Annotated in this window: 20 protein-coding genes, 1 tRNA gene and 1 riboswitch; of the genes, 8 read left to right on the forward strand and 13 right to left on the reverse strand. The window is 59.1% G+C overall.

Annotated features, from left to right (window positions below; all coding sequences use genetic code 11):
- Window positions 1-7: 7 nt before the first annotated feature.
- From BJP07_RS07825 to BJP07_RS07845, 5 genes are all read right to left on the reverse strand, one after another.
- Window positions 8-607 carry an ECF transporter S component gene (locus BJP07_RS07825; RefSeq protein WP_071566930.1) on the reverse strand — a complete coding sequence of 200 codons (600 nt, stop codon included), beginning with the start codon at window positions 605-607 and terminating at the stop codon, window positions 8-10.
- Window positions 603-718, reverse strand: a riboswitch (TPP riboswitch). (Overlaps the previous gene by 5 nt.)
- A gap of 98 nt (window positions 719-816) precedes the next feature.
- Window positions 817-2,496 (reverse strand): ABC transporter ATP-binding protein, encoded by a 1,680-nt coding sequence (locus BJP07_RS07830; protein ID WP_071566931.1) that lies wholly within the window; start codon window positions 2,494-2,496, stop codon window positions 817-819.
- On the reverse strand, window positions 2,493-3,458 hold the full coding sequence (locus BJP07_RS07835) for an ABC transporter permease (RefSeq protein ID WP_071566932.1): 966 nt from the start codon (window positions 3,456-3,458) through the stop codon (window positions 2,493-2,495). The genes BJP07_RS07830 and BJP07_RS07835 overlap by 4 nt, the downstream gene beginning before the upstream one ends.
- On the reverse strand, window positions 3,451-4,377 hold the full coding sequence (locus BJP07_RS07840; RefSeq protein ID WP_071566933.1) for an ABC transporter permease: 927 nt from the start codon (window positions 4,375-4,377) through the stop codon (window positions 3,451-3,453). Before BJP07_RS07840 ends, BJP07_RS07835 begins: the two co-directional genes overlap by 8 nt.
- A gap of 118 nt (window positions 4,378-4,495) precedes the next feature.
- Window positions 4,496-6,103 carry an ABC transporter substrate-binding protein gene (locus BJP07_RS07845; RefSeq protein ID WP_071566934.1) on the reverse strand — a complete coding sequence of 536 codons (1,608 nt, stop codon included), beginning with the start codon at window positions 6,101-6,103 and terminating at the stop codon, window positions 4,496-4,498.
- Between the two features lie 267 nt (window positions 6,104-6,370).
- On the opposite strand from BJP07_RS07845, the gene BJP07_RS07850 reads away from it, so the two are divergent.
- From BJP07_RS07850 to BJP07_RS07865, 4 genes are read left to right on the forward strand one after another with little or no spacing between them, the layout of a single operon-like run.
- Entirely contained in the window at window positions 6,371-7,288 is a 918-nt protein-coding gene (locus tag BJP07_RS07850) for a DUF808 domain-containing protein (RefSeq protein ID WP_071566935.1), read from the forward strand.
- Window positions 7,289-7,298: 10 nt separating this feature from the next.
- Window positions 7,299-8,186: a DMT family transporter gene (locus BJP07_RS07855; RefSeq protein ID WP_071566936.1), complete on the forward strand. Its 888-nt coding sequence runs from the start codon at window positions 7,299-7,301 to the stop codon at window positions 8,184-8,186.
- Window positions 8,187-8,222: 36 nt separating this feature from the next.
- Window positions 8,223-9,233 carry a hypothetical protein gene (locus BJP07_RS07860; RefSeq protein ID WP_071566937.1) on the forward strand — a complete coding sequence of 337 codons (1,011 nt, stop codon included), beginning with the start codon at window positions 8,223-8,225 and terminating at the stop codon, window positions 9,231-9,233.
- 46 nt (window positions 9,234-9,279) lie between these two features.
- The gene (locus BJP07_RS07865; RefSeq protein WP_071566938.1) at window positions 9,280-9,705 is read left to right on the forward strand and encodes a cupin domain-containing protein; all 426 of its coding nucleotides are present in this window, start codon (window positions 9,280-9,282) and stop codon (window positions 9,703-9,705) included.
- Window positions 9,706-9,724: 19 nt separating this feature from the next.
- Here BJP07_RS07865 and selB read toward each other — a convergent pair whose 3' ends face one another.
- The 3 genes from selB to BJP07_RS07880 form a co-directional block, all read right to left on the reverse strand.
- Entirely contained in the window at window positions 9,725-11,497 is a 1,773-nt protein-coding gene (gene selB, locus BJP07_RS07870; protein WP_071566939.1) for a selenocysteine-specific translation elongation factor, read from the reverse strand.
- Between the two features lie 7 nt (window positions 11,498-11,504).
- The gene (gene selA, locus BJP07_RS07875) at window positions 11,505-12,794 is read right to left on the reverse strand and encodes an L-seryl-tRNA(Sec) selenium transferase (RefSeq protein WP_071566940.1); all 1,290 of its coding nucleotides are present in this window, start codon (window positions 12,792-12,794) and stop codon (window positions 11,505-11,507) included.
- A 29-nt stretch (window positions 12,795-12,823) separates the two neighbouring features.
- Window positions 12,824-12,918: transfer RNA gene (locus BJP07_RS07880), tRNA-Sec, on the reverse strand.
- 24 nt (window positions 12,919-12,942) lie between these two features.
- Between BJP07_RS07880 and selD the strand changes: the two genes are divergently transcribed.
- A complete protein-coding gene (selD, locus tag BJP07_RS07885) occupies window positions 12,943-13,932 on the forward strand; it encodes a selenide, water dikinase SelD (protein ID WP_071566941.1) in 990 nt (329 codons plus the stop codon).
- Between the two features lie 81 nt (window positions 13,933-14,013).
- On the opposite strand, the gene nrfD is transcribed toward selD, so the two are convergent.
- Genes nrfD through fdnG form a run of 3 tightly spaced genes read right to left on the reverse strand, consistent with a single transcriptional unit; the run spans window position 14,014 to window position 19,386 of the window.
- Complete coding sequence (nrfD, locus tag BJP07_RS07890) at window positions 14,014-15,108, reverse strand: NrfD/PsrC family molybdoenzyme membrane anchor subunit (protein WP_071566942.1); 1,095 nt, start codon at window positions 15,106-15,108, stop codon at window positions 14,014-14,016.
- Complete coding sequence (locus BJP07_RS07895; protein ID WP_369822342.1) at window positions 15,109-16,107, reverse strand: 4Fe-4S dicluster domain-containing protein; 999 nt, start codon at window positions 16,105-16,107, stop codon at window positions 15,109-15,111.
- Window positions 16,108-16,116: 9 nt separating this feature from the next.
- On the reverse strand, window positions 16,117-19,386 hold the full coding sequence (fdnG, locus tag BJP07_RS07900; RefSeq protein WP_177222544.1) for a formate dehydrogenase-N subunit alpha: 3,270 nt from the start codon (window positions 19,384-19,386) through the stop codon (window positions 16,117-16,119).
- Window positions 19,387-19,540: 154 nt separating this feature from the next.
- Between fdnG and BJP07_RS07910 the strand changes: the two genes are divergently transcribed.
- Window positions 19,541-20,038: a ferritin gene (locus BJP07_RS07910; RefSeq protein WP_071566945.1), complete on the forward strand. Its 498-nt coding sequence runs from the start codon at window positions 19,541-19,543 to the stop codon at window positions 20,036-20,038.
- A gap of 105 nt (window positions 20,039-20,143) precedes the next feature.
- The gene (locus BJP07_RS07915) at window positions 20,144-21,550 is read left to right on the forward strand and encodes a DUF4185 domain-containing protein (protein ID WP_255365952.1); all 1,407 of its coding nucleotides are present in this window, start codon (window positions 20,144-20,146) and stop codon (window positions 21,548-21,550) included.
- Here the strand turns inward: BJP07_RS07915 and BJP07_RS07920 are convergent.
- The gene (locus tag BJP07_RS07920; protein ID WP_143111752.1) at window positions 21,547-22,500 is read right to left on the reverse strand and encodes a Dyp-type peroxidase; all 954 of its coding nucleotides are present in this window, start codon (window positions 22,498-22,500) and stop codon (window positions 21,547-21,549) included. The genes BJP07_RS07915 and BJP07_RS07920 overlap by 4 nt on opposite strands.
- A gap of 63 nt (window positions 22,501-22,563) precedes the next feature.
- Here BJP07_RS07920 and BJP07_RS07925 point away from each other — a divergent pair, with 63 nt between their 5' ends.
- The gene (locus BJP07_RS07925; protein WP_255365953.1) at window positions 22,564-24,006 is read left to right on the forward strand and encodes a DHA2 family efflux MFS transporter permease subunit; all 1,443 of its coding nucleotides are present in this window, start codon (window positions 22,564-22,566) and stop codon (window positions 24,004-24,006) included.
- Here BJP07_RS07925 and BJP07_RS07930 read toward each other — a convergent pair.
- Window positions 24,003-24,422, reverse strand: coding sequence for a GNAT family N-acetyltransferase (locus BJP07_RS07930; RefSeq protein ID WP_071566949.1), 420 nt, complete (start codon window positions 24,420-24,422; stop codon window positions 24,003-24,005). The two genes, BJP07_RS07925 and BJP07_RS07930, sit on opposite strands and share 4 nt — an antisense overlap.
- Between the last annotated feature and the right edge of the window lies 1 nt (window position 24,423).

Below are 24,423 nucleotides of genomic sequence, written 5' to 3' on the forward strand. Positions count from 1 at the left end.
ACCGGAGCTACACCTCCTGCTGGAAGCGCTCGCGTCCTGCACCAAAGCGGTCAAGCGCACCAGTCTTCGCCAACGCATCAACGAGGAGTTTTGCAACCAAACCTGCCAACAGCGCTCCCGAAACCAGCATGCAGGTGAGGTAGATCACGTTGAACGCCAGACCCATTGCAAAGTTCGCGGACAAGAACAGCTCAAGCACAAACGCACCAACTGCGCTGCCCATACCGGCAAGGACTGCAACCGTCGCCGAAAACTTACGGTACGCGAAGATCAAGAAAACAATTTCTGCGCCAAGACCCTGTGCAATCCCCGAATAGAGCGTCTCAATTCCCCACTGGCTTCCGATGACAGCAGACACCGACGCCGCAATTACCTCTACGAAGACCGCGGCGCCAGGCTTGCGAATCACTAAGCCCCCCAGCGTTCCGCCCAGAAACCAAACACCGGTAAAGAGGCCACCTAGTCCTGGGGTGAGTGCGTCGAACGCTTTAAATCCCGCGTACCCAACGCTGTTCCACATCCAAAAAATGAGTCCACATGCCACCCCCAAAACGGCAGCGGTAACGATATCAATGACACGCCACGAATGGCTTCCACGCGTATTCATACGCCTACTTTCCTTCCTAAACGCCGGCATTATCCGGATCAGGTTCAACGGTTCGCTTTTGCATCTCAGTCTTCGCTTCTCCCTCCAGCGAAAACACCCGTGTATGAAGTTGTGACAAAACTGTACATTCCCTCAACGCTACGCCACAATCGCAGTATTTCAGCGCGCGGTTATGGCGTAGCGTTGAGGGAGAAATGAGCAGGTAGGGCCTACTCTCCAACCCCCAACTCGATGTTGAGCCCAGGTACCGAATTAATCAGGTTTTGAGTGTACGGATCCTGAGGATTATCGAAGATGTCATCAGCTCGCCCCTGCTCGACGGCCTTGCCTTGCCGCATCACAACAATGTCGTCCGCCGTCTGGCGAACCACCGCGAGGTCGTGCGTGATGAACAAGTACGAAAGCCGCATTTCTTCCTGAAGATGAGTCAGCAGCTGGAGAATCTGGTTTTGTACAAGTACATCCAGCGCCGATACCGCTTCATCGAGAACGATGACCTCCGGGTCCAGCGCCATTGCTCGAGCAATTGCAATGCGCTGCCTCTGCCCGCCGGACAACTCATTCGGGTATCGACGCATCGCCGATCGTGGCATCTGTACTAAGTCGAGCAACTCCGCCACTCGTGCCTCGCGTTCCTTGCGATTGCCGACCTTATGCAGCGTCAATGGCTCTTCGATGCATCGATAAATTGAGTACATCGGGTCGAGCGAACCGTACGGGTTCTGGAACACCACCTGCATCTTGCGACGCATATCAAACAGCTGGCGCCCCTTGAGCTCTGCGATGTCTTGCCCTTCAAACAAGACTCGGCCACTCGTCGGCTCCAGCAGGCGCAGTGCCATATTCGCAACAGTGGATTTACCGGAGCCAGACTCACCGACGAGCGCTAGCGTCGTGCCGCGTCGAACGTCGAACGTGACGTCGTCGACAGCTCGCAGCACCTTCTGCTTACCTTTTTGACCGCGAACGTCGAACTCTTTCACCAGATGCTGCACACTCAGCACGACTTCTTCAGAGTCGTGGCGGCCGGAGGCGAGTTCCTCGCTTGACTCAATCCCCTTTGCTTTCGCGCTCTGAATACGCGCGGAGGCAAGGGAGGGAGCTGCAGTAACAAGTCGCTTCGTGTACGGGTGCTGAGGGTTGCGCAGAATCTGCAGGCTCGGCCCCTTCTCAACGATCCGCCCGCGGTGCATCACCAGCAGGTGATCTGCACGCTCAGCGGCGAGCCCCAAGTCGTGCGTAATGAACAGCAGCGCCGTGCCGAGTTCTTCTGTCAGCGTCTCCAGGTGATCAAGAATCTTCTTCTGCACCGTCACGTCCAACGCAGACGTCGGCTCGTCTGCGATCAGCAGCTCAGGACGAGCCGCGAGTCCGATTGCGATGAGCGCACGCTGGCGCATACCACCAGAAAACTCGTGCGGGTATTGTTTCGCTCTTCGTGCAGCCTCAGGAAGACCGGCTTCCTCGAGCAACTGGACGACCCGCGCGTGGCGCTCCGACCCCTCCACCACATGGTTTGCGCGAAGGGACTCTTCCACCTGGGTACCGATACGCCACACAGGGTTCAGGTTGCTCATCGGGTCCTGGGGTACAAGACCAATCTTGTTACCCCGGACCTTTTGCCACCCCTTCTCATCTAGCTCGGTGAGCTCTTCGCCGTTGAGCTTGATGGAGCCGTTGGTGACCTTGCCTGTCCCAGGCAGCAGTCCCAGAATCGACATCGCCGCAGTGGACTTGCCCGACCCAGACTCACCGACGATAGCAATCGACTGGCCAGGATACACCGTCAGATCAAAGTCGCGGACGGCTTCGACCACGCCGGTAGTGGACTCAAATGTAACTTTCAGGTCCGCTATCTCGAGTAGCGGCTGATCTCGTAACTCGCTCATCGTTTCCTCGATTTAGGGTCAAGGGCGTCGCGCACAGCGTCACCCATCATGATGAAGCTCAGCACCGTCAGTGCCAAAGCGATTGCAGGGTAGAACAGCACCATGGGCTGGGTCCTCAAGGATGCCTGCGCGGCCGAAATATCGCCGCCCCACGACACGACTGTCGTTGGCAAACCGATACCGAGGAAGGACAGCGTTGCCTCCGCGACGATAAACGTGCCCAGCGCCACAGTGGCATACACAATGATTGGCGCTGCCGCGTTCGGCAGGATGTGAGAGAAGATAATCCGTACGTCGCTCGCGCCCAATGCGCGGGCCGCGGTCACAAACTCGTCATTTTTCACGCCCATCACAGCACCCCGCGAGATACGCGCGATCTGCGTCCAACCGAACATGGACAGTGCGAAAACCACCATCCATATAGACCGCTGATTCTGGAACATGGACATCACGACGATCGCTGCCAGCACGAGCGGCACAGCAAAGAAGATATCCGTCAGGCGGGACAGCAGCGTGTCCCAAATCCCCCCGTAGAAACCTGCAATCGCGCCGATCAGGGAGCCCAAGATCGTTACGACGATCGTAGTAAGCACACCGACCGTGACCGAAGCGCGAGCACCATAAATGGTACGGGCGTAAATGTCGCAGCCTTGACGGTCGAACCCAAATGGGTGGCCAGGCTCAGGGGCGCCGAGTGAGCGGGACAGCATGCACTCGCGTGGATCGACGCTCGTGAACAGTCCTGGGACAAGCGCGAGCAGGATCGCGAACAGGATCAGGAGGGCGGACACCCAAAACAGTGGGCGTCGACGCAGGGCACGCCATGCTTCGCCCCACTGACTCGTGGGGGCAGACTCATCCTGTACCGCGTCGACTGCACCGAGGCCAGTTTCGTCTGTTTCCGCAATGAAGTACTCCTGCCCAGCGCGGGCAACAGCTGTGAGGTCTTGAGGGTTATGCATAGCGGATCCTTGGGTCAAGTACTGCGTACAACAGGTCAACAACCAGGTTGGCAACGATGTAGATAATCACCAGCACGGTGGTGAAGGAAACAACTGTTGCAGGTTCACCTTTAATAATGGCCTGGTAAATCGTGCCACCGACGCCGTTAATACCGAAGATTCCCTCTGTCACAATCGCTCCGCCCATGAGCGCGCCGAGGTCGGCGCCTAAGAATGTCACAACCGGGATGAGGGAGTTTCGCAAGACGTGGCGGGACATCACTGCCCCCTTTGACAGGCCTTTTGCGCGGGCGGTGCGGACGTAGTCGGCACGAAGGTTGTCACTGATCGACTGCCTCGTGAGTCGAATAACGTAAGCACACGACAATGCACCCAGAACGACAGCCGGCATCAACAAGGCTATGAAGGACTCGTTTCTGCCCACCGTCACCGGTAGTAGACCCCACCGAACGCCCACAAGGTACTGGAGGACAAAGCCAATCACGAAGGACGGCACTGCGATAACAAACAGCGATACAACCAACACGGTGGAGTCAAAAATACCGCCACGGCGAATTCCTGCGAAGAAACCGAAGAGGATGCCGAAGAACGCTTCGAATGCTAGCGCCATCAGGCCAAGTTTGATGGTGACCGGGAATGCGTTTGCCATCACCGAAGCAACTGGTTGCCCGGAGAACGTCTTTCCGAAGTCACCGACCATGATCCCTTTCAGGTAGAGCAGGTACTGGACGATGAAAGGTTTGTCGAGGTTGTATTCGGCTTCGATGCGTGCTCGCGCAGCTTCGGTAAGGCCACGGTCGCCGCCGAGGGCCTGGACAGGATCACCGGGCATGAGAAACACCAGTGCGTAAAGCAACAAGGTGGCCCCAAAGAACACGGGAATCATCTGAAGGAGCCGTCGCCCGATATATCGCAACATAGTTGCAGGCTCTCCTTATTCTTCGTAGTAAAAATGAGCTTGTGGACGCACCTAAACCCAACACCCCGCATGCTTATACGCAGGCGGGGTGGGGATGGGTTAGAGCGTAGGGAATATCTTACTTCTTGGTGATTTGCGTGTAGACCGGAACGGACTTCCAGTTGAACGCCACATTCTCAACGTTTTCCGAGGAACCGCCGTTGACGTTCGCGTACCACAGCGGAATTGCCGGCAGATCCTTCAGAAGCTGCTCCTGCGCCTTGTTGTAAATCGGCGTTGCAGCTTCGACGTCGCCCGCAGCAGCTGCTTCCTTCAGCAGCTTGTCAACCTCTGGGTTTGCGTAGTCACCATCATTGGAGCCACCGTTGGAGGCGTACAGCGGGCTCAGGAAGTTACCCAGCGATGGGTAGTCCGCCTGCCAGCCTGTGCGGAAAGCGCCCTTGATGGTCCTGTTCGTGACGTCGTCACGTAGAGACTTGAAGTCCGGGTATGCGTTACCGACTGCGTCGATGCCAAGGGTGTTGCGGATAGAGTTCGCAACAGCGTCGACCCATGCCTGGTGGCCGCCGTCAGCGTTGTAGGACAGGGAGAACTCGCCGGTAAACGGCTTGATCTTGTCCGCCTCAGCCCACAGACGCTTCGCTTCCTCTGGGTTGTACTCAAGTACCTCTGCCCCGTTCAGGGAATCCGAGTGGCCAGGGATGACTGGCGAAGTGAAGTCGGTTGCCGGGGTGCGGGTGCCTTGGAAGATCGTCTTCGTGATTTCGTCACGGTCGATCGCCATCGACAGTGCCTGACGACGCAGCTGACCTTCCTCACCGTTGAAGTGCTCAAGGTTCTCCGGAATGGTGAAGGACTGGAAGATTGCCGACGGCTGATTGACCGCACGGTCGCCCAACTCGGTTTCGTAGCTCGCGAATGCAGAATCCGGAATAGCGTCCAGGACGTCCAGGTTGCCCGCGAGCAGATCGGCGTAGGCCGCGTCCTGCTGTGCGTAGAAGACGTAGGTCACACCATCATTCTGCGGCTTCTTGTCACCTGCGTACTCTTCGTTCGGGACGATGGTTGCGTCCTGATTGTGGTTCCACTCCGCCAGCTTGTAAGGGCCGTTGGAGATTGGTTTCTCACCGTATGCATCAATGTCTTCGAATGCAGATGGGTGCATCGGGAAGAACGCGGAGTAGCCAAGACGGGTTGGGAAGTCTGCCTCTGGCTGAGCCAGCTCGATAGTAAAGGTCTTGTCGTCGACGACGTTCAGGCCCTCGAGGGTTGGCACACCTTCTGGATCGTAGCCCTTGATGGACTCGAAGAAGCTCTCGCCGAGCAGCGAGTTCGCAACAACATAGTTCCATGCATCAACGAAGTCGTTCGCCGTGACCGGCGTGCCGTCCTGCCACTTGATGCCGTCCTTCAGGGTGACCTTGTAGAGGGTATCGCCCTCGAGGTCGATGGACTCCGCAAGGTCGTTATGGATCTTACCCTCGGTGTCGTAGTAGACAAGGCCCGAGAAGATCTCATCAACGATGCGCCCGCCACCGTTCTCGTTCGTGTTTCCTGGGATGAGCGGGTTCTGTGGCTCGGAGCCATTTACCAGAACATAGTTGTCACCGCCGGTCGATTCACCCTGACCGCTCGCGGCCTCATCGTTACCGGATCCACCACACGCAGCCAATCCGAGTGTGAGGGTTCCTACCGCCAAGATCGCTGCTGCCTTTACTGTCCGCACAGCGCCTCCTTCAGATTGTTGTTAGCTAGCTTCAATTGCATTCACCCAAGTGGACTACATCACACTTGAATTAGTGCCTTCTATTCCACCACATAAGATTGAGACATTGGTAAATAATTCAGGTTTCTGACACGGTTTTACACTTTTGGGGGGACTTTCCGTCAGCTTTTTCACAGCTCATCGAGCCCTGCGGGCATTCAGCCAGGAGGGTTCACCATGTAAACTATCGACCGCACATCACCATGCTTCCTAGGAAGGGGAACACACATGGCCGGAGGCCTACTCGCCCTCTTTGACGACGTCGCCCTCATCGCTAGGACCGCAGCTTCATCTGCGGACGATGTGGCTTCCCTTACGGCGAAAACGTCAGCAAAAGCCGCAGGCGTTGTCATTGATGACGCCGCTGTCACTCCGCAATACGTTTCCGGCGTGACCCCGGCGCGAGAACTCCCGATGATTTGGAAAATCACGAAAGGGTCCTTGCGCAACAAGCTGCTCATCATCTTGCCGATTGCGCTACTGCTCAACGCGTTTGCCCCATGGGCACTGGTGCCGATTTTGATGATCGGTGGTGCGTATTTATGTTTCGAGGGCGCCGAGAAGATCGTGCATAAGTTGACCAGTGATACCGAGGCTGACGAAGAAGCGGCCCTACACCGGTCTGCTCAGGACGAAGACGCGCTAGTGAAAAGCGCGATAAGAACAGACCTCATCCTGAGTGCGGAAATCATGATCATCGCCCTCGACGAGGTGGCCGATCAGACAATTTGGATAGAAGCAGCTGTACTGATCGCCGTGGGTATTTTTATCACGCTCGCGGTCTACGGCGCAGTGGCGCTGCTGGTAAAAGTCGACGACATCGGTCGTGCGATGATCCAACGCGATCGTGCAGCTGGGCTGGGACGTGCAATGGTGAAATCCATGCCCGCCGTGCTCTCTGCGATTGGCGTGATCGGCACCGTGGCAATGTTGTGGGTCGGCGGGCATCTCATCCTCCGCGGCCTCGACGAGGTGTTTGGCCTGCACGTTATCCACGAGGTCATTGAGCGAGCCGTAAACGCCGTGCATAACGGCGTCCTCGGTTGGTTCGTGGAGACAGGCATTTCCCTGTCGGCAGGTCTCGTTGTTGGCCTGTTGGTTGTAGGTGTGGTCTCCGCACTGAAGCGGGTCCGCTCAGGCAGTTAAAGTAAGGTTCATGGCAGCGCGCGCGACTCGTACCTTGGTTCGCCCAATCGGGCTAATCTTTATTGGTTCGCTGGGTAATCAGGTTTCCGCGGTGCTCGCGGCATCCCTCTTCGTTGTCGCAAGTACTGTCAGTGTTTCCACGCTGCGCTTCCTACTTGGCGCCATTATTCTTCTGGTGCTCTTCCGCCCGAATCTGCGCGAGATGTCGAAAGTGCAATGGAAGCAGGCCTTCATTTTCGGCGCGTCGATCGCGCTCATGAACCAGTTTTTGTACGCAGCTATCGCCCGTATCCCGCTTGGCGCTGCGATTACCATTGATTTCTTGGGCCCCTGCTGCGTGACGTTTTTCGGCATTCGCCAGTGGTGGATTCGGCTGTGGGCGCTAGTCGCATTCGCCGGGGTGGCGCTGATTGCGGGGCCTTCGTCTGGATTGGATCCCTTGGGCGTGGCTTTCGCATTGTGTGGCGCAGCGTTTTGCGCGCTGTATACGATCTTTGCGGAGAAGGTTGGCAAATCTTCGGGCGGGATGGGCGAGCTTGCTATCTCCATAGCCATTGCGGCCCTGCTCACATTGCCGTTCTCAGTTCGTGATGCGGTCAAGCTCGATGCGCATAGCTGGATGCTGTTGACGTTGGCGGGCTTCGTTGGCGTCGTCATCCCGTATACGGCGGACACGTTGGCTGCTCGGGTTACGTCCGCGCAGATCGTCGGTACGTTGTTTGCGATTGAGCCGGTGTTGGGCACGATTCTGGGTGTCGTGTTTCGGGGTGACGTGCTCACTGTTCATCTGGTGTTGGGTATCTTGTGTGTCACGGTAGCTGGCGTGGTGATCGCATGGTTTGGTGCTTCTCCCCCGCCTCCTGTTCAGCAGGCGCCCCGACGTTGGCCGAAGCAATGATTTCGGATTTCCGGATGCAGTTAGGAGTATGACGAAGTGGAACTTTCTCTCCCGGTGTACCCGCTTGCTCCATCGACGTGGGGAGCAGGCGAAGAAATTACCGTGACCGACGTCGTGCAGTCGCCCCTATTTGCGGAGTTCGGGGGCACACATCATACCTCCTACGTGCCGGTGGCGCTTGAACCGAATGCGGTCGAGGAAAGCTGGCGGGTGCGCAGGCTCGGCCATGGCATTGTCGGAGAAATTTCTCAGTTCGATAGGGCCCGCTATGTCGACCTGGAGCGGATCCACCAGTCTCAGCTCCTGCCGGTGACCCTAGCTGCGGTCAAGTTCGACGTCGAGCAAGGCAAATTCGCTGTCGATGTAATTCTGCCGCCGCCCCAGCTGGCGGTACCTCGCAACAACGCAGGTCTGCACAGCCTGGTACTGCCAAGTGGCGACATGGCGATCATCGATACGGAACGGGGCGAGTTCAGCGCAGAGCAGCTCGCAAGTCTCGCGCCGGGCCAGTGGTTCGTTGGGCTCCAGATCGCTGACTCCGACGTCGTAGTCACGCTTGGTGAGCGAGTGCTCGGCTGCGTCTCAGCTGCAGACGTCGACGATGTCCGCACCATACTTTTCGACGCCCCCTCGACCGACAACGCAATCACCGTTGCCCGAGCGTTCTTGCTAGACGGAATGGCGGCCCTCGACATCGCTGACTATGCGGAGGCAACAGACCCTCGGTGGCTGCGTGTTCCTGACCTGGCCCAATCTGGCGCGGACTCCGCTAAAGCCTTCGAAACGGTCCAGTTCCCGGACGGCTCGTGGGCGGTGACCATCGACCGCTCCCGAGCCGCAACCCCGTCGCGCCCGAAAACGAACACCACGGATGCGAAGCCTGCGACGCTGGTGGATATGGACGCCGTGGAGAACGAAGAGGCGTCGATACCTGCCGAGGCAGCCGTGGTTGATGCTCCTGACAGTGAGGACGGCGACTACCTCACCGAGGTTCAAAAAGCGCAGCGGCGCCGCAGCCAGGAAGCTGGCCGCCACCGCAAGCCATAAAGCGCTATGCTGAGGGTGCAACCGAACCGATTTTCGAGGAGGAATTATGTCCAAGATTTTGCGCACCGACCACGGCCCGAATCCAGTTACATTCAACCTTGAGCAGGCAACGCTTGATAACGGCGCGTTCCGCGATACACTGTGGACTGGAAAGCACCTGCAGCTGACCGTGATGAGCATCCCGGCGGGTGGCGAAATCGGCGCTGAGATTCACGACGATCACGACCAGTTCATTCGCGTTGAGTCTGGTGAACTGCGCGCGATGATCGGCCCATCGGAAGACAACTTGACCGTAGACAAGGTCATCGGTGACGACGATGCAGCGTTCGTCCCGGCTGGCCAGTGGCACAACTTCGTAAATGAATCCGATGCCCCGGCGAAGGTGTACTCCATCTACGCCGCGCCAGAGCACAAGCCGGGCACCGTCCATGAGACGAAGGCAGATGCGGACGCTGACGAGCACGAGCACTAAGCCAGTTTGCACCGGCCCGCTACACCAAGACTCGAACACCCGCCTCTACTTGGCGGGTGACCCCGCGGGCGTCCAGGAATTCTAGTAGCGGGATGGCGACACGCCGGGTCGTCTCAAGTACCTGGCGCGCATCAGTGGTGCGGAACGGCTGAGGCAAGTCCCGCAACCTCGCGGTGGCAATAGCAGCCGCGTCAGCAGCAACAACGACACCGTCGCCAAGACGCAATACCCTGCCTGCCCTCTCGGCTGCTGCAAGCTCTTTCGTACCCAACCCGAGCTGCTCAAGGTCGCGCGCCTCGGGGGCCTGGAAGGGTTGATCACGAAGCCTCGCCTCCAGTTTTTGCACCGCGGGTTCAGCCGCCCCGAGGTCGACTTGGGCGGTACTGCAAACGTAACCGTCGCGAGTGTGTAGTTTCGCTGCGGCGACAGCGAGTGGCAGCAGCTTCGCGTCAGGCAGCTGCAAGGCTTCCACGGCCGCTCCGGTGGCCAATCCCACCGACAGGGGGTGCACCGCAAGGTGATCTTGCAAGGCCCGCAGCAGCGTTTCTTTCCACTCCATGACCTGCTGCGCGCGGATCCAGTACCCTGCAAATGCTACGTTGCCCTGCGGCGGCTGATCGGCCACATCAAATCCGAGGCTCGCCAACAGTTCCGGCCGGGCGGCCACTCTCCTAGCAATCTCCGCATTGATATCCGGCAGCGTTTCTAGCTGCGCTGAGCGCTTCCGTCCGTCACCACGCCGGGGAAGGGCGGGCGGGTCGACGTCGATAGCCTCTACCCCGCCGAGAATTTGCTGTGCTCCAGAGCCTCGCAGCACCAACCTGTCCCCGATGCTGAGTACCAGGGAATGTTCCAGGATAAGCCGGGCGTGTCCCGCACCGAACGGACGCACCTTCGCGCTGACGCCCGCGGTACCGATGTGCACGACAACCTCCTGCGGCACATCGTTGAGTGCTGAACCATGGGCATGCCGCACATCAACCGCAGAGGTCGTGTGCCACTTCCCTGGTGTGTACAGGACCGCGCCACGCGATACTTCGTCGACGCTCACGCCCCGAAGGTTGAGCGCGACGCGCATTGTCGGCTTTGCTTCTTTCACCTCACTGTCTTCCGACTGAATACCGCGCACGGTGACCTCGCGCTGACCCGTCTCAGCCTCGAGCATTAGCGTCTGACCGGGTGTGATCGTGCCGTTCGTGAGCGTCCCCGTAACAACGGTGCCTGCGCCTTTAATGTGAAACGCCCTGTCAACCCACATGCGTATCCGACCTGCAGGGTCCGCTGCGGGCTGGTGTCGCAACATCGCCACGAGCGCGTTTCTGAGTTCTTCGACACCCTCGCCCGTCTTCGCAGAAACCTCAACAATGGGCCAATGTTCCATGCAGGAACCAGCTATATTCCGGCGGGTTTCTTCAACTACCGCCTGTCGACGCCCAGCTTCCGCTTTATCCGCCCTTGTCAAAGCGATGACGCCATGCTCGACGCCGAACGCGTTGATGGCATCCCTGTGATCTAACGTTTGCTGCATCCACCCTTCGTCAGCGGCAACGACGAACAGGACATCCGTCACCGGCCCAACACCGGCGAGCATATTCGCGATGAAGCGCTCATGCCCCGGTACGTCCACAAAAGCGATGTCCTCGTCGTCAACGTTGGTCCACACGAATCCGAGGTCAATCGTCAGCCCTCGTTCTTTTTCTGCATCCCACCGATCCGGTTCCATCCCGGTGAGCGCTTTGACCAGTGTGGACTTTCCATGGTCAACGTGGCCGGCTGTAGCAACAACAAACACGTGAGGACTAATCCTTTCCCTGGGCTTTTTGAATTGCGGTAGCAACTTCGTGGTCGCGCTCGGGTGGCACGCAACGCAAGTCAATAATCAGCTTGTCCTCGTGCACGCGTCCGAGAACAACCGGCGTACCTGTCCGAAGCGGGGCGGCAAGCGACTGGTCGAGTGCAACCGCCCATCCCGGCAGTGGGAAGCCCGGCGCGCCGCCGCCTCCAACGCGGCCGTCGTGTGGAATGACGTTGCCTCCAATTTTCGCTGCCAGCGCTTCTGCGCGGTCTTTGAGGACGTCAGGCTCCGCGTGCAGGTAGTCGTAGACGGGTGTGCTGGTGATATTCAGGCTCGCCTCCAGCGCTGCGAGGCGCAGCTTGTCGATGCGTACAGCGCGTGCCAACGGGTGTCGCTTCAGCTTCGCAATTGCTTCCTTCGTACCGACCATGACGCCCGCCTGTGGGCCCCCGAGGAGTTTGTCGCCGGAAAACAGCACGACGTCCGCGCCCTCGCGCAAAGCCGTGGTGGCATCTGGCTCATCTGGCAGCAAAGGATCTGGGTGAAGCAGCCCTGAACCAATATCGGCAATCAGGGTGCACCCACGTGGACGAACGATATCGCGAAGCTGTCCGATGGTGGTTTCAGCAGTAAACCCGTGGACCCTGTAATTCGACGGGTGAACTTTGAGCACCGCGCCCGCGTTGTCGAGCGCCCGTTCGTAATCGAAGGGGTGCGTACGGTTTGTCGCGCCAACCTCGACGAGAGACACTCGTGCGCTTTCAATGAGCTCAGGTAGACGGAAGCCTGCCCCGATTTCGATGAGCTCGCCACGGGAGATGACGACGTCGCGTCCCTCAGCGAACGTTGCCACAGCTAGAAGCAACGCCGCTGCACCATTGTTGACTACAAGTGCATCCTCGGCAGCACGACACGCTGCCAAAATCGCATCCGTGGCAGCCTTGCCCCTATCCCGGGATCGAACACCTGCTGCCAGATCCATCTCTACGTCGACGTACTGCGCGGCATCCACCATCGCGTCTATTGCCTGCGGCGCAAGTGGCGCCCGGCCAATATTTGTGTGCACGACCACGCCAGTGGCATTAAGGACTGGTGTAAGAGACCCGGGGTGGCGTCGACAAGCTTGGAGAAACTCCGGGGTGACCTCTTCGGGGGAAATCTCGCCGTCGCGAGCGCGCTGTTGTAGCTTCCCTGCAACCGCCTTGAGCGCGTGTGGCGCCAGCGCGGTGTGCTCCTGCGCTGCAAGCACAAGCAGTGCGTCTGTGCGAGGGATTCGACGGCGAGGATCATTCATGTGCTTCCCCTTACAACAACACAACGTTTTGGCGGAGACGGACAGGAATCGAACCTGCCAAGCCGAGATGCTCGACCTCACCAGTTTTGAAGACTGGGGTGACCACCAGGACACGTACGCCTCCAAAAAGCAACGCTACCATGTAGGTATGACTCCCGATAATTCTAAGATTCGATTGACCCAGTACGCATCTGGCGGCGGATGCGCGTGCAAGATTCCCCCCGGCGAGCTGGAAGAGGCCGTAAAAGGACTCGTCGGCTTCGCTGACCCAAACGTAATTGTTGGCCTCGACGACGGCGACGACGCCTCAGCGATTCACGTCCGCGACGACCTCGCGGTCATCTCCACCGCCGACTTCTTCACCCCCGTCTGCGATGACGCCTACACCTGGGGCAAAATCGCAGCCGTCAACGCACTTTCCGACGTTTACGCGATGGGCGGCACCCCAATCACCGCCATCAACCTGCTCGCGTGGCCACGCGACGTCCTCCCAGCGGAACTCATCCGCGACGTACTCCACGGCGGCATGGACGCGGCCACCGCAGCAGGCATCAGCGTGACTGGCGGGCACTCGATCACCGCGCCTGAGCCGATTTACGGTATGGCTGCCACCGGAATCGTGAACCCAGCCAAGCTCATGCGAAACGACGCCGCCGAAGCCGGACTGCCCATCACCTTGACCAAGCCGATTGGCTCAGGTCTGCTGAACAACCGTCACAAGGCGACCGGCGACGTCTTCCCGCAAGCCATTGAGGTCATGACCACACTGAACAAGGAAGCCTCGGACAAGGCCGTCGCCGCAGGCGTAAAGGCCGCAACCGACGTCACCGGATTTGGCCTACTCGGGCACCTGTTTAAGATGGCACGCGCCTCCGGTATCGACGCCGTCATCGACCACACCAAGGTTCCTTTCATCGACGGCGCTCGCGAAACGCTCGAGGCCGGATACATCCCTGGCGGTTCGAAGCGCAACCTCGACTGGGTCCGCCCCAATGTCGATTCCGACCTGGACGGCGATGAACTGCTGCTCCTTGCAGACGCCCAGACCTCAGGCGGGCTGCTCGTCATTGGAGAGATCCCAGGCTACCCCGTCATCGGCGAAACCGTCGCCGGCACCGGCCGTGTTCAGGTGAAATAGCTAGCAATAACAAAGCTGCCCCTCCACCAAGACGTTGGTGGAGGGGCAGCTTTCATCTTCGCGCCTTCGTGCCGCTAGAGGCTACGCGGTTGTGATACCGTCATCGACCTTGCCAGCTTCACGGCGCTTCCTCAGACGCTCCCGCTGCGGTTCAACGACATACTTCGGATCCTCAGTGGACTGCTTACCAGCTTCGAGCACCGCAAAACGTGTCAGGCAGGAACCTGCCATCAACGCAATCCCCGAAACCCCGGCGAGCACACGGCTCTTCTTGCTGAACAGCGCACCGACACCGCCAACAGCCAAGCAAATCTCAGAAGCCTTGAAGAGCTTACCCGCCTTACCTGTAGAGAACGCTTCCTTCGAAACGTCGTCCAACTGGCACGTCATGTATGCCGTTGCTGCGACGTCAGCGGCCGCACCAGCAACACCGAGCGCGCGCGGTACTGCAGCGTTCTCCGTGGAGGTTGCGAGCATGCCCATGCCGCCCGTCGCGGCGGTCGCGGAGGATACGAACACAAACGGGAGGTTCTTCCCGGCCTCCTGCCATGCAGGAACCGACGTGTTGCCGATCAACACCGCGGTGTACGCCGCGAGTGGCGAAGCAAGCACGCCGCCGGCAATGCCAGCCGGAGTTGCTGCGAACTCAAAAAGCGAACGCAACGGGCTCGGCAGTGGCAGTGTCTTACCCGTCAGTCCATCGAGTTCCGGCAGAGCTGCTAGGCCCTGCAACGAAGCGAACGAACCCAACAGCCAGGAGCCGACGCTCATCGGTGAGGACAGCTTGAACACGCGGAACATGTTCAGCAGCCGCTCCGGACGCCCGAGGTCGAGGACCAAGCAGCCAGAGCCCACCGTGGCAGCAGCCAGCGAAGTGATTCGCATGTTGCGGCGGAGTTCCTTGTTGCCTGTCGCATCAGCACCCACTGCCAGCAAGGATGCCCCGCCTGCGAGGCCGCCGAGGAAGAAGTAGACACCAATCGGCCACTCCCATGGTGGGAACTTCACAATCGGCTTGCCGTAGTAGGAGTCAAAGTGCTCGAAGTCCGCCTCCGGCACCATCAGCTCCTCACCGCGACGCTTCTTAGGACCGCGCGGGCGATCGCCTTCCGCTACATCCCGCCGCCGCGGACGACGCGGCTCCTGTGGTGGGCGGTAGCTATCAAACTCAGCCATTTACTTCCTACCTCCGATCAGGACCGCGGCTGCAATAGTGCCAACCATTCCGGCTGCGGCGATAACGCCACGCTTCGCAAGCTCCGGCAGGTTTGCCGTCGGAACCACTGGGTCTGGCGGAAGGCCATAGACCTCCGGCGCGTCGAGAAGCAGGAAAATGGATCCCGTTCCACCCACGCCGTCGTTCTCGTTTGCGCCGTAAAGGCGCGCTTCCGTCATGCCTTGCGCGTGCAGCTCCTTGACGCGTGCCTTCGCAAGCGCGAGCATCTCGTCATACGTGCCGTACTTGATCGAGGTTGTCGGGCAGGTCTTAGCACATGCCGGCTGTTCGCCGACCTGGAGACGGTCAAAGCACATGGTGCACTTCTGCGCGACACCGATGTTCTTAATCGGAGCGCTCTCACCTGGTGTAAAGTCCTCGCCAGTGCCGGAGCGCTCGTTGCGTTTGCGCACACCACCGTCGCTGCGACGCTCGATAACGCCGAACGGGCAACCGGCCACACAAGTGCCACAGCCATTGCACACATCGTCCTGTACGACGACGGTGCCGTGCTCGGTGCGGAACAACGCACCAGTTGGGCACACATCCAAGCAGCCTGCGTTGGTGCAGTGCTTACACACGTCGGAGGACATTAACCAGCGGAAGTCCGGGGTATCCGGAAGTACGGCACGGGTCGAGGTTTCCTCCGCCGGCTTCACGCTCGGCATCCCAAGCCCAACGAGCTTGGCGCCCTCCTCGCGAGCCTGCAGGATACGCTCCTCGCCCTGCTCGATGAACGCCACGTGGCGCCACGTGTCCGCGTTCAGTGAGCCCGTGTTGTCGTAGGAGTTACCCGACAACTTGTAGCCGTCCTGCGGGTTTCGGTTCCACTCTTTACATGCAACCTCACACGCCTTACAGCCAATACATATCGACGTATCTGTGAAGAAAGCCTTGCGGGCCTCCTTCTCGTACCCGATGTTGGCTGGGGATTCGGTGATCTGGTTCTTTGTCTTCATCATCAAAACCTATCCTTCCCCGTCCGCCATGTTCTTCTTCGTCGAATCATGCTTCGCCGCCTCGGTGTCACCGAGCTGCTCACCAACGATGACGTCTTTCGACTCGTCGGTCAGCTTGGTACCGGTGTCCTCCGTCAGGCGCGCACGACGCTGGTATTCGCGCACCAGCTTCATGCGGTCTTCACCACGCGGACGTCGGCCCGGGCGGATGTCCACCGCAGAAACCTTCGACGCCTGAATGTTGACGTTCGGGTCCAGCATGATGCCAAGCAGATCGTTCGGACCATCGCCTTCAACCTCGGCGTACGAACCGGCGCCGAAGTGGTACGGCATACCGATCTGCTGGAACTCGTGCCCATCAATGACCAGTGTCTTCATACGCTCGGTGACCAGCACACGTGCCTCGATAGCGTTACGCGGCGAGATGATCGTCGCCCAGTCGCCGTTCTTCAGCCCAACAGCTTCCGCCAGCTTATGCGAAACCTCGCAGAACAACTCCGGCTGCAGCTCTGCCAGGAATGGCAGGCTTCGCGTCATCGAACCGGACGTGTACGCCTCGGTCAAACGGTAGGTGTTCAGCATGTACGGGTACACGCCCACGCCGGGTTCACCGAAGTTCGGCGCCGAAAGGTTGTCCTCTCCACGCATCACGATTCGCGACGGCGACTGCTGCTGCTTGTACAGCGGGTTCGCAAACGGGGACTCCTGCGGCTCATAGTGCGTCGGCATCGGCCCATCAACCATTCCGGTTGGGGCAAACAGCCACGCCTTTCCGTCAGCCTGCATGATGAACGCGTCGTCACCAGCAAGGGCTGCAGGGCCAACCGCGTCGCGCTCTGGCTTGAAACCAGGGGCCCGGTTGACCGGGAAGTCCACAACGTCGTCGGACTCCCACAGCTCCTTGTCCTCGTTCCACCAAACCAGCTTCTTGCGCTCCGACCATGGCTTGCCATCCGGATCCGCAGAAGCACGGTTGTAGAGCACGCGACGGTTCATCGGCCATGCCCAGCCCCACTCCAACGCCATTGCGTTCTGTTCCTGGCCTGGGCGCTTGTTCGCCGAACGGTTGACGTCGTCGGCGTATACACCACAGTAAATCCAGCAACCAGATGAGGTGGAACCGTCTGCCTTGAGATCCGCGAACTTGTCCACGAGCTGTCCCTTACGCGGCCCCTCGAGGTAGTAGCCGTTGATCTCCTTCAGGACTGACTCCGGCAGAATCTCACCGTGCTCATCGCACTCGTAGTCCCAGGTGATCTTCTGCAGCGGCAGGTCTCGCGGGTCAGTCGAATTCTTAACTCGTTCCTTCAGGCGAAGGCCCAAGTCGTAGAAGAACTCAAGGTCGCTCTCTACATCGCCCGGAGCGTCCTTGGCCTTGAAGCGCCACTGCAGCACGCGCGAAGTCTGGGTAAACGTGCCAGCCTTCTCAACGTGGTTCGCTGCTGGGAAGAGGAACACCTCCGTGTCGATCTCCTCCGGCGATATCTCACCAGACTGCACCTCTGGCGAATCCTTCCAGAACGTCGCTGTCTCGATCTCAGAGAAGTCACGGACGACGAGCCACTTCAGCTTGGTCAGCGCCATACGCTGAATGCGACCGTTCGACTGCGCAACGGCAGGGTTTTGGCCGAAGACGAAGTAGCCGTCGACAAGCCCCTGGTTCATCAGCTGCAGCGTGTGGTACGTCGAGTGAGCACCAGTCAACCGTGGCATGAGATCCATGCCCCAGTTGTTCTCCTCGGTCGCGGCGTCGCCCCAGTATGCCTTCATCAGCGACACTGCGTAGGTGTCGCCGGTCTGCCAGAAGCCCTTCTGATCACGCTTCGACACTGCTGCCAAGTACTCGTCCCACGTCTGGTGCGTGGACTGCGGCATCGGCAGGTAGCCAGGCAGGATGTGGAACAGCGTCGGAACGTCCGTCGAGCCCTGAATCGATGCGTGACCACGCAGCGCCATAATGCCCGAGCCTGGACGGCCGATGTTGCCCATCAGCGTCTGCAGAATCGCACACGTACGGATGAACTGCGCACCCAACGTGTGCTGAGTCCAGCCAAGCGCGTACGCGAAACAGGTGGTGCGATCGCGGCCAGAGTTCTCCGCAATCGAGTTCGCAAGGTAGTAGAAGTCCTCTTCGGAAATACCACACGACTCAGCGACAACCTGCGGGGTGTAGCGGGAGTAGTGGCGCTTCAGAATCTGGAACACAGTTCGCGGATCCTGAAGAGTTTCGTCCTTCTCCACGTCCCACGAGGTCTGCGCATCCCACTTCTTTCGTACCTGCCACGACTCGTTGGAGTAGCCACCCGTTTCAGGGTCGTATCCAGAGAACAGACCTTCGAGGTCCTCCGTGTCCTGGAACTCCTCACTGATCAGCGTCGAAGCGTTCGTAAACGCCTTAACGTAGTCCTCGAAGTACAGGTTGTTTTCCAACACGTAGTTGATGACAGCACCCAACAGGATGATGTCGGTACCACCACGAATCGGGATGTGCTTATGCGCCATCGCCGACGTACGCGTGAATCGAGGGTCAACGTGGATGATTCTTGCACCACGTGCCTTCGCTTCCATGACCCACTGGAACCCAACTGGGTGCGCTTCGGCCATGTTCGACCCTTGGATGACAATGCAGTCCGCATTTGCCATGTCCTGCAGTGGCTGGGTCGCTCCACCGCGTCCAAACGAGGATCCCAAACTGGGAACCGTGGAGGAGTGTCATATACGAGCTTGGTTTTCTACCTGCACCGCGCCCGCTGCAGTCCACAGCTTCTTAATCAGGTAGTTTTCCTCATTGTCCATCGCGGCGCCGCCCAGGCCTGCGATGCCCATGGTTCGACGCACTGGGCGTCCCTTGTCGTCAAAATCCTGCCAGCCGTTTTCACGAGCTTCCAGGAAGCGATCGACGACCATCTCCATGGCGGTTTCTCGGTCAAGCTTGACCCATTCCTTCGAGCGTGGCGCTCGGTAGAGAATGTCGGTCACGCGGTTTTCAGCGTTGACAAGCTGCTCGGATGCCGCACCCTTCGGGCACAGACGCCCACGCGAGTGCGGGGAATCCGGGTCGCCTTCAATTTGAATGACCTTATTATCTTTTACATATACGCGCTGGCCACAGCCGACGGCACAGTACGGACACACGCTCTTAACGACGCGGTCCGCTTCTACGATGCGGCCTTCCATTTCTTGACTGCGCGCGGATTCGGTGTTTTCGCCTCGGGCGAAGGCGTCACCACCGCGTATCTGGCGCACAACCGGCCAATTTAGGGGACTAAAACGAGACATATCAGCAACAATAGCCCATTTCGCGGAGGTTCCCCATCGACATACCCCCAGGTCATTGATTAGGATACCCTTACTTTTGGTGCATTTTTGCCTCGCAGGCGTAAAATAGCGCCGTAACATCAGTTTTCAACTACACCTTCAAAGGAGCTTGACTATGGACAAGAAATTGCAAGATGCAATGAACGAGCAGGTCACTGCGGAATACCAGGCGGCACTGCTGTACCGCCAGCTCGCCTACACCATGGAGGCACAGTCTTTCCCGGGCTTCGCCTCTTGGTTTGCAGAGCAGGCACACGAAGAGTGCGACCACGCGGAGAAGTTCGCAACGCACCTCATCGACCGGGGTCACGACGTCACCTTGCACACCGTCGCACTCGACGCTCCATCGATCGATTCCCCACTAGCTGCGTTCAAGGCTGCGCTTGAGCACGAGCGCAAGGTCTCCGCGATGATTCGAAACATCGCCGGCATCGCCGATGAGGTCAAGGACTTCGACTCCCGCTCCCTCATCACTTGGTTCCTCGACGAGCAGATCAGCGAAGAAGCAACGGTCTCTGAGATTGTTGACCAGCTGACACTTGTCGGCAATGATGGTTCTGGACTGCTGCGTCTCGACTCGGGTCTTGGCCAGCGCAACGATTCCTCAAACTAACCTAATATTCGCCCAATAATTATCGACGTCCACTTCCCCACAGCCTCCTGCGGTGAAAGAGGGCGTCGAATATTGTGCCTCACGACGTTTCATCCCAGGAGCCCCATGCCGTTGCCGCCTTTGACTCGAATTGTCGCCTGCGTTACCACGCTTGCTCTTGCCGCGACGGGAATTTCTGTTCCCTGCGCGCAGGCGCAAACAAACTCAATTCTGCCCACGTGGCCGACTGTTCGCCCGCACGGCCCTGAAGACCTTCCGCCGAAGCCGAAGCAAAAGCCGATGCAGATGCCGGATGGCACCGTCGTCCAAATCATGGGCGATGTGCTGGGCCCGTGGGCGGCGCACGTCGGTATCGGGGCCGGGGATCTGGGCATGATGACCCCGCTTGGCGGTGGTGAGTTCGCAATGGTGTTTGGCGACTCTTTCCGCGGCAAAAAGTTCGGCGAGGGTGACTGGATTAGCCCGGTTGGCGTAGTTGCGAGGATGAATAACGGACAGATTGAGATCCTCCGACCGCTGAAAGGCCGCCGCGACGCATACGGGCTGATCAACTACTACCGCAAGGAGGGCGACAACCTCACGCTCATTCCATCGGATGTGATCAGCATTAATGGCACGCTCTATATGCAAGGCATGTGGAACCGCGGTATCGGCAACGTGCTCGAGACTCAGACGTGGAAGTCCACAGACGGCGGCAGTACTTGGAAGAGCATCGGGCGCACTCCTAACTACTATCTCAACGGCCTTGGGCAGCTCATTTCTTGGGAAAAGGGCCCAGACGGCTACATCTACGCAGTGATGTCGGGATTCCAACGTAAACACGACGTGTACTTGGCCCGCTTTACCGAGGGCCAGATTGGTGACCAGGAGAGCTGGGAACTGTTTAATCCGAACTCCGGTGAGTGGGGCAACGAGGCTGGCGCGATCCTCTTCGGCGATCGTGTCAAGGCGGGCGAGATGAACCTTCGCTACATCGACAACCATTGGGTGTTCGTGATGTTCAACCAGGCCACGCTCGCCATCGAGGTGCGCATTTCGGATACCCTGCCACAAAGCTGGAACGACGTCCCCGTGGCGACGATCGCCAAGAACGGCTACTGGGAGTTCCAACAGACGCCGATGAACTTCTCCCAGCCCTACGGCGGCTACATTGTGCCCGGCTCCACGATCACGAACCTCGACGTGGTGGTTTCGCAGTGGAACACGAACACCAACGAGCGCTATATGTCCACGCAGTTCAACGTCAAGGGCCTGGACACGTTCTTCGGCATCGACCCTGAATCGATGCGCCCGCACGACCAGAACGATATCGACGTCAATGTCACACCAAACCCACCGCAGACAGGCGACATGGACGCCGAAGATAACCTGATGTCCTCGAAGGGCAGCTCCAAGACCAAGGCGGCGCTCATCACGGTCGGAGTACTTGCCGGGCTGGGCTTAATCGCCACGGTGGCGTGGCCCACCATCCGCCAGTACCTGCCACCGCAGCTGCAGCAACTTGTGGGCTAGCGCAGTTCTTCTCGGACGTACTCCTCGACGTTTTCCATAAACGCCTTCGGCGGCGCAAAGAAATTGCACCCCGTGAGTGCCGTGGAAAAGTCGAGGATTCTGTCGTAGTTGCCAACTGGCTCTCCGATGAACATGCGCCGCAGCATCCGCTCGGTGATAGCAACGTCTTTCGCGTAGCTCATAAAGAATGTGCCTTGCTGGCCGGCTGCGTCACCAAAGGTGAGATTGTTGCGGACGATCTCCAACGATTCCCCGTCTTCATCTTCGATCGAGTTCACAGCGACGTGACTGTTGGCCGGTTTCGCTTCGTCGGCATATTCGATGTCTTCGTGCTTCGTTCGGCCGATGACGCGCTCCTGCTCCTCGACGGGCAAATCGTCCCAGGACTTCAGATCGTGGACGTACTTTTGCAGCACGATATGGCTGCCTCCCGCCCATTCGCCTTCGCGAATAATCGCCGTTGCGATGCCGTCTTGGCCGCGCGGGGACTCGGTGCCGTCGACAAATCCGAGTGGGTCGCGGAAGTCCTGGTACTGGAAAGCGTGCGTCTCGTCGAAGTCTTCGATGGCGTCGCCAAGCTGTTTCGTGATGCGGCGCGCAAGCTCGAATGCGACGTCGTACTCATCGGCCCGGATGTGGAAGAACAGATCCCCTGGTGTCGAAGGCGCATGGTGCTTCTCGCCTTGTAGCTCAACAAACTCGTGGAGCCCCTCAGGCTTTTCCACCGCGAACAGGCGCTCCCACATTTTGGCACCGATGCCGAGCACTGCACTCAAGTTAGCCTCGGGCCAGCGGAAGCCGACGCCGTTGACAAGCCCCGCGAGGCCACCAATGATGTCCACCACCTCCCGCTCATGCCCCGGCGCGATGGTCAACGTCAAAAAGATCGCGTCTTTCGACTGCGGCAAAATGACGTTCTGAGAAACTCTTGTCGAATGTAGATCGTCCATAGGTGCCATCATAAGACCCAGGTGCCCTTTCGCCACCCGTGGCCACCCGGTAGAGTCGATGCGATGGACACTCCTCGCAGCACAGCGCCCTGGGCGGCGTTGTGGTCAATGATGGTCGGCTTTTTCGTCATCCTTGTTGACTCAACGATCGTCGCTGTTGCGATTCCTGCGATTGCCAGCGCGTTTGACGCGACGTATAACCAGATCATTTGGGTAAACAGCTCATATCTCCTTGCGTACGCGGTGCCACTGTTAGTGACGGGCAGGCTCGGCGACAGGGTCGGACCGCGGACCGTGTACCTGTTCGGTTTGAGTCTGTTCACGGCAGCCTCACTTGCGTGCGGCTTGGCCACCTCGATCGAGGCCCTGATCCTTGCTCGTGCGGTGCAGGGATTTGGAGGTGCGCTCGTGACCCCGCAGACTATGTCGGTGATGCTGCGCACGTTCCCACCGAAGCAGCGCGGTGGCGCCATGGGCGTCTGGGGTGCGACGGCCGGAGTAGCAACAATTGTCGGACCTCTCCTCGGCGGCCTCCTTGTCGACGCCTGGGGCTGGGCATGGATCTTCATCATCAACGTCCCAGTGGGCATTGTTGGCGTCACCTTAGCTTGGTTTTTCGTGCCAAAGCTTGAGCAGAATGCAAGGACGTTCGACTGGGTCGGTGTCGTGCTGTCCGCACTAGGCATGTTTTGTCTCGTCTTTGGGATCCAAGAGGGGCAAACGTACTCCTGGAGCCTCCCCATCGTGGCACTGATGTTCACCGGCGCCGCACTGTTGGCGATTTTTGTATGGTGGCAAACACGAACCACCCGGGACCCATTGGTGCCGTTGGAACTATTTTCGGACCGGAACTACTCACTCGCCTGCGTAGCGATTTCCACGGTTGGCTTCGCGGTGTCCACCTACGTCATTCCGTGGATGATCTACGTGCAAAATGTGCAGCACTACGCCCCGACTCAGGCAGCAATGCTCCTACTGCCCGCAGGATTAATCTCCGGTTGCTTCTCCCCTTGGATTGGCAAGCTCACGAACACGCATCAGCCTAAACCGTTCGCAATCGCGGGCCTTTCCCTCGTCGCGGTTGCGATTGGTGGTGCAACCTTCATCACTGACCCGGACATTTCCCCAATGTGGTTGCTCGTGGTCTCAGTGATCAACGGGTTTGGTAACTCCATGGTGTGGGGGCCACTGTCCATGATTGCGACGCGGAACCTCGACCCTCGTCTGGCGGGGGCGGGCTCCAGCGTGTATAACACCGTGCGTCAACTCGGTGCGGTCATTGGATCTGCAGGTATCGCGGCAATGATGTCGCGGCAGCTCACGCACCAGCTCGGGCCAGCGGCTGCCGACTTTTCCGGTGGAGGGAACACCCAAGCGCTCCCCGACTTTCTTCACCAGCCATTCGCCCAGGCGATGTCCACGTCAATGCTTCTGCCGTTGAGCGTCGTCATCATTGGCGTACTAGTTTCCACCAGGTTCGTGCGCACCCAGTCTTGGAGCGATTAATCTTCCAGAGAAATCATGTACACAGGCGGCTCAATCTTGAAGTAGCCGAGGTGCTCCCAGAAAGCACGGCCTGCGTCGTTGCCTTCTGCCACCATCAGGTGCACTGCTGGGGCTTTGCGTTCGCGTAGCCATTCCACGCAACCGTCGGAAAGCAAGCGCCCCACGCCGCCTCCCCGAGCGCTAGGGCGCACTCCTGTCATGTGGATCCACCCGCGGTGGCCGTCGAAACCTACGATAGTCGCACCGTCAAGGACACCTTCGGGCGATTCAGCGACGAGCACCGTGCTACCAGGGCTTTCCATGGCAAGATCGAAATCGGTGGGCGGGTCGTTCCATTCCTGGGTAATGCCAGATTCATCCCAAACATCGACGACCGCCTGGCGATCCTCGGGGCGGGCTTCACGCAATGTGTACATA

The sequence above is a fragment of the Corynebacterium sp. NML130628 genome, from assembly GCF_001875665.1.
GTDB lineage: Bacteria > Actinomycetota > Actinomycetes > Mycobacteriales > Mycobacteriaceae > Corynebacterium.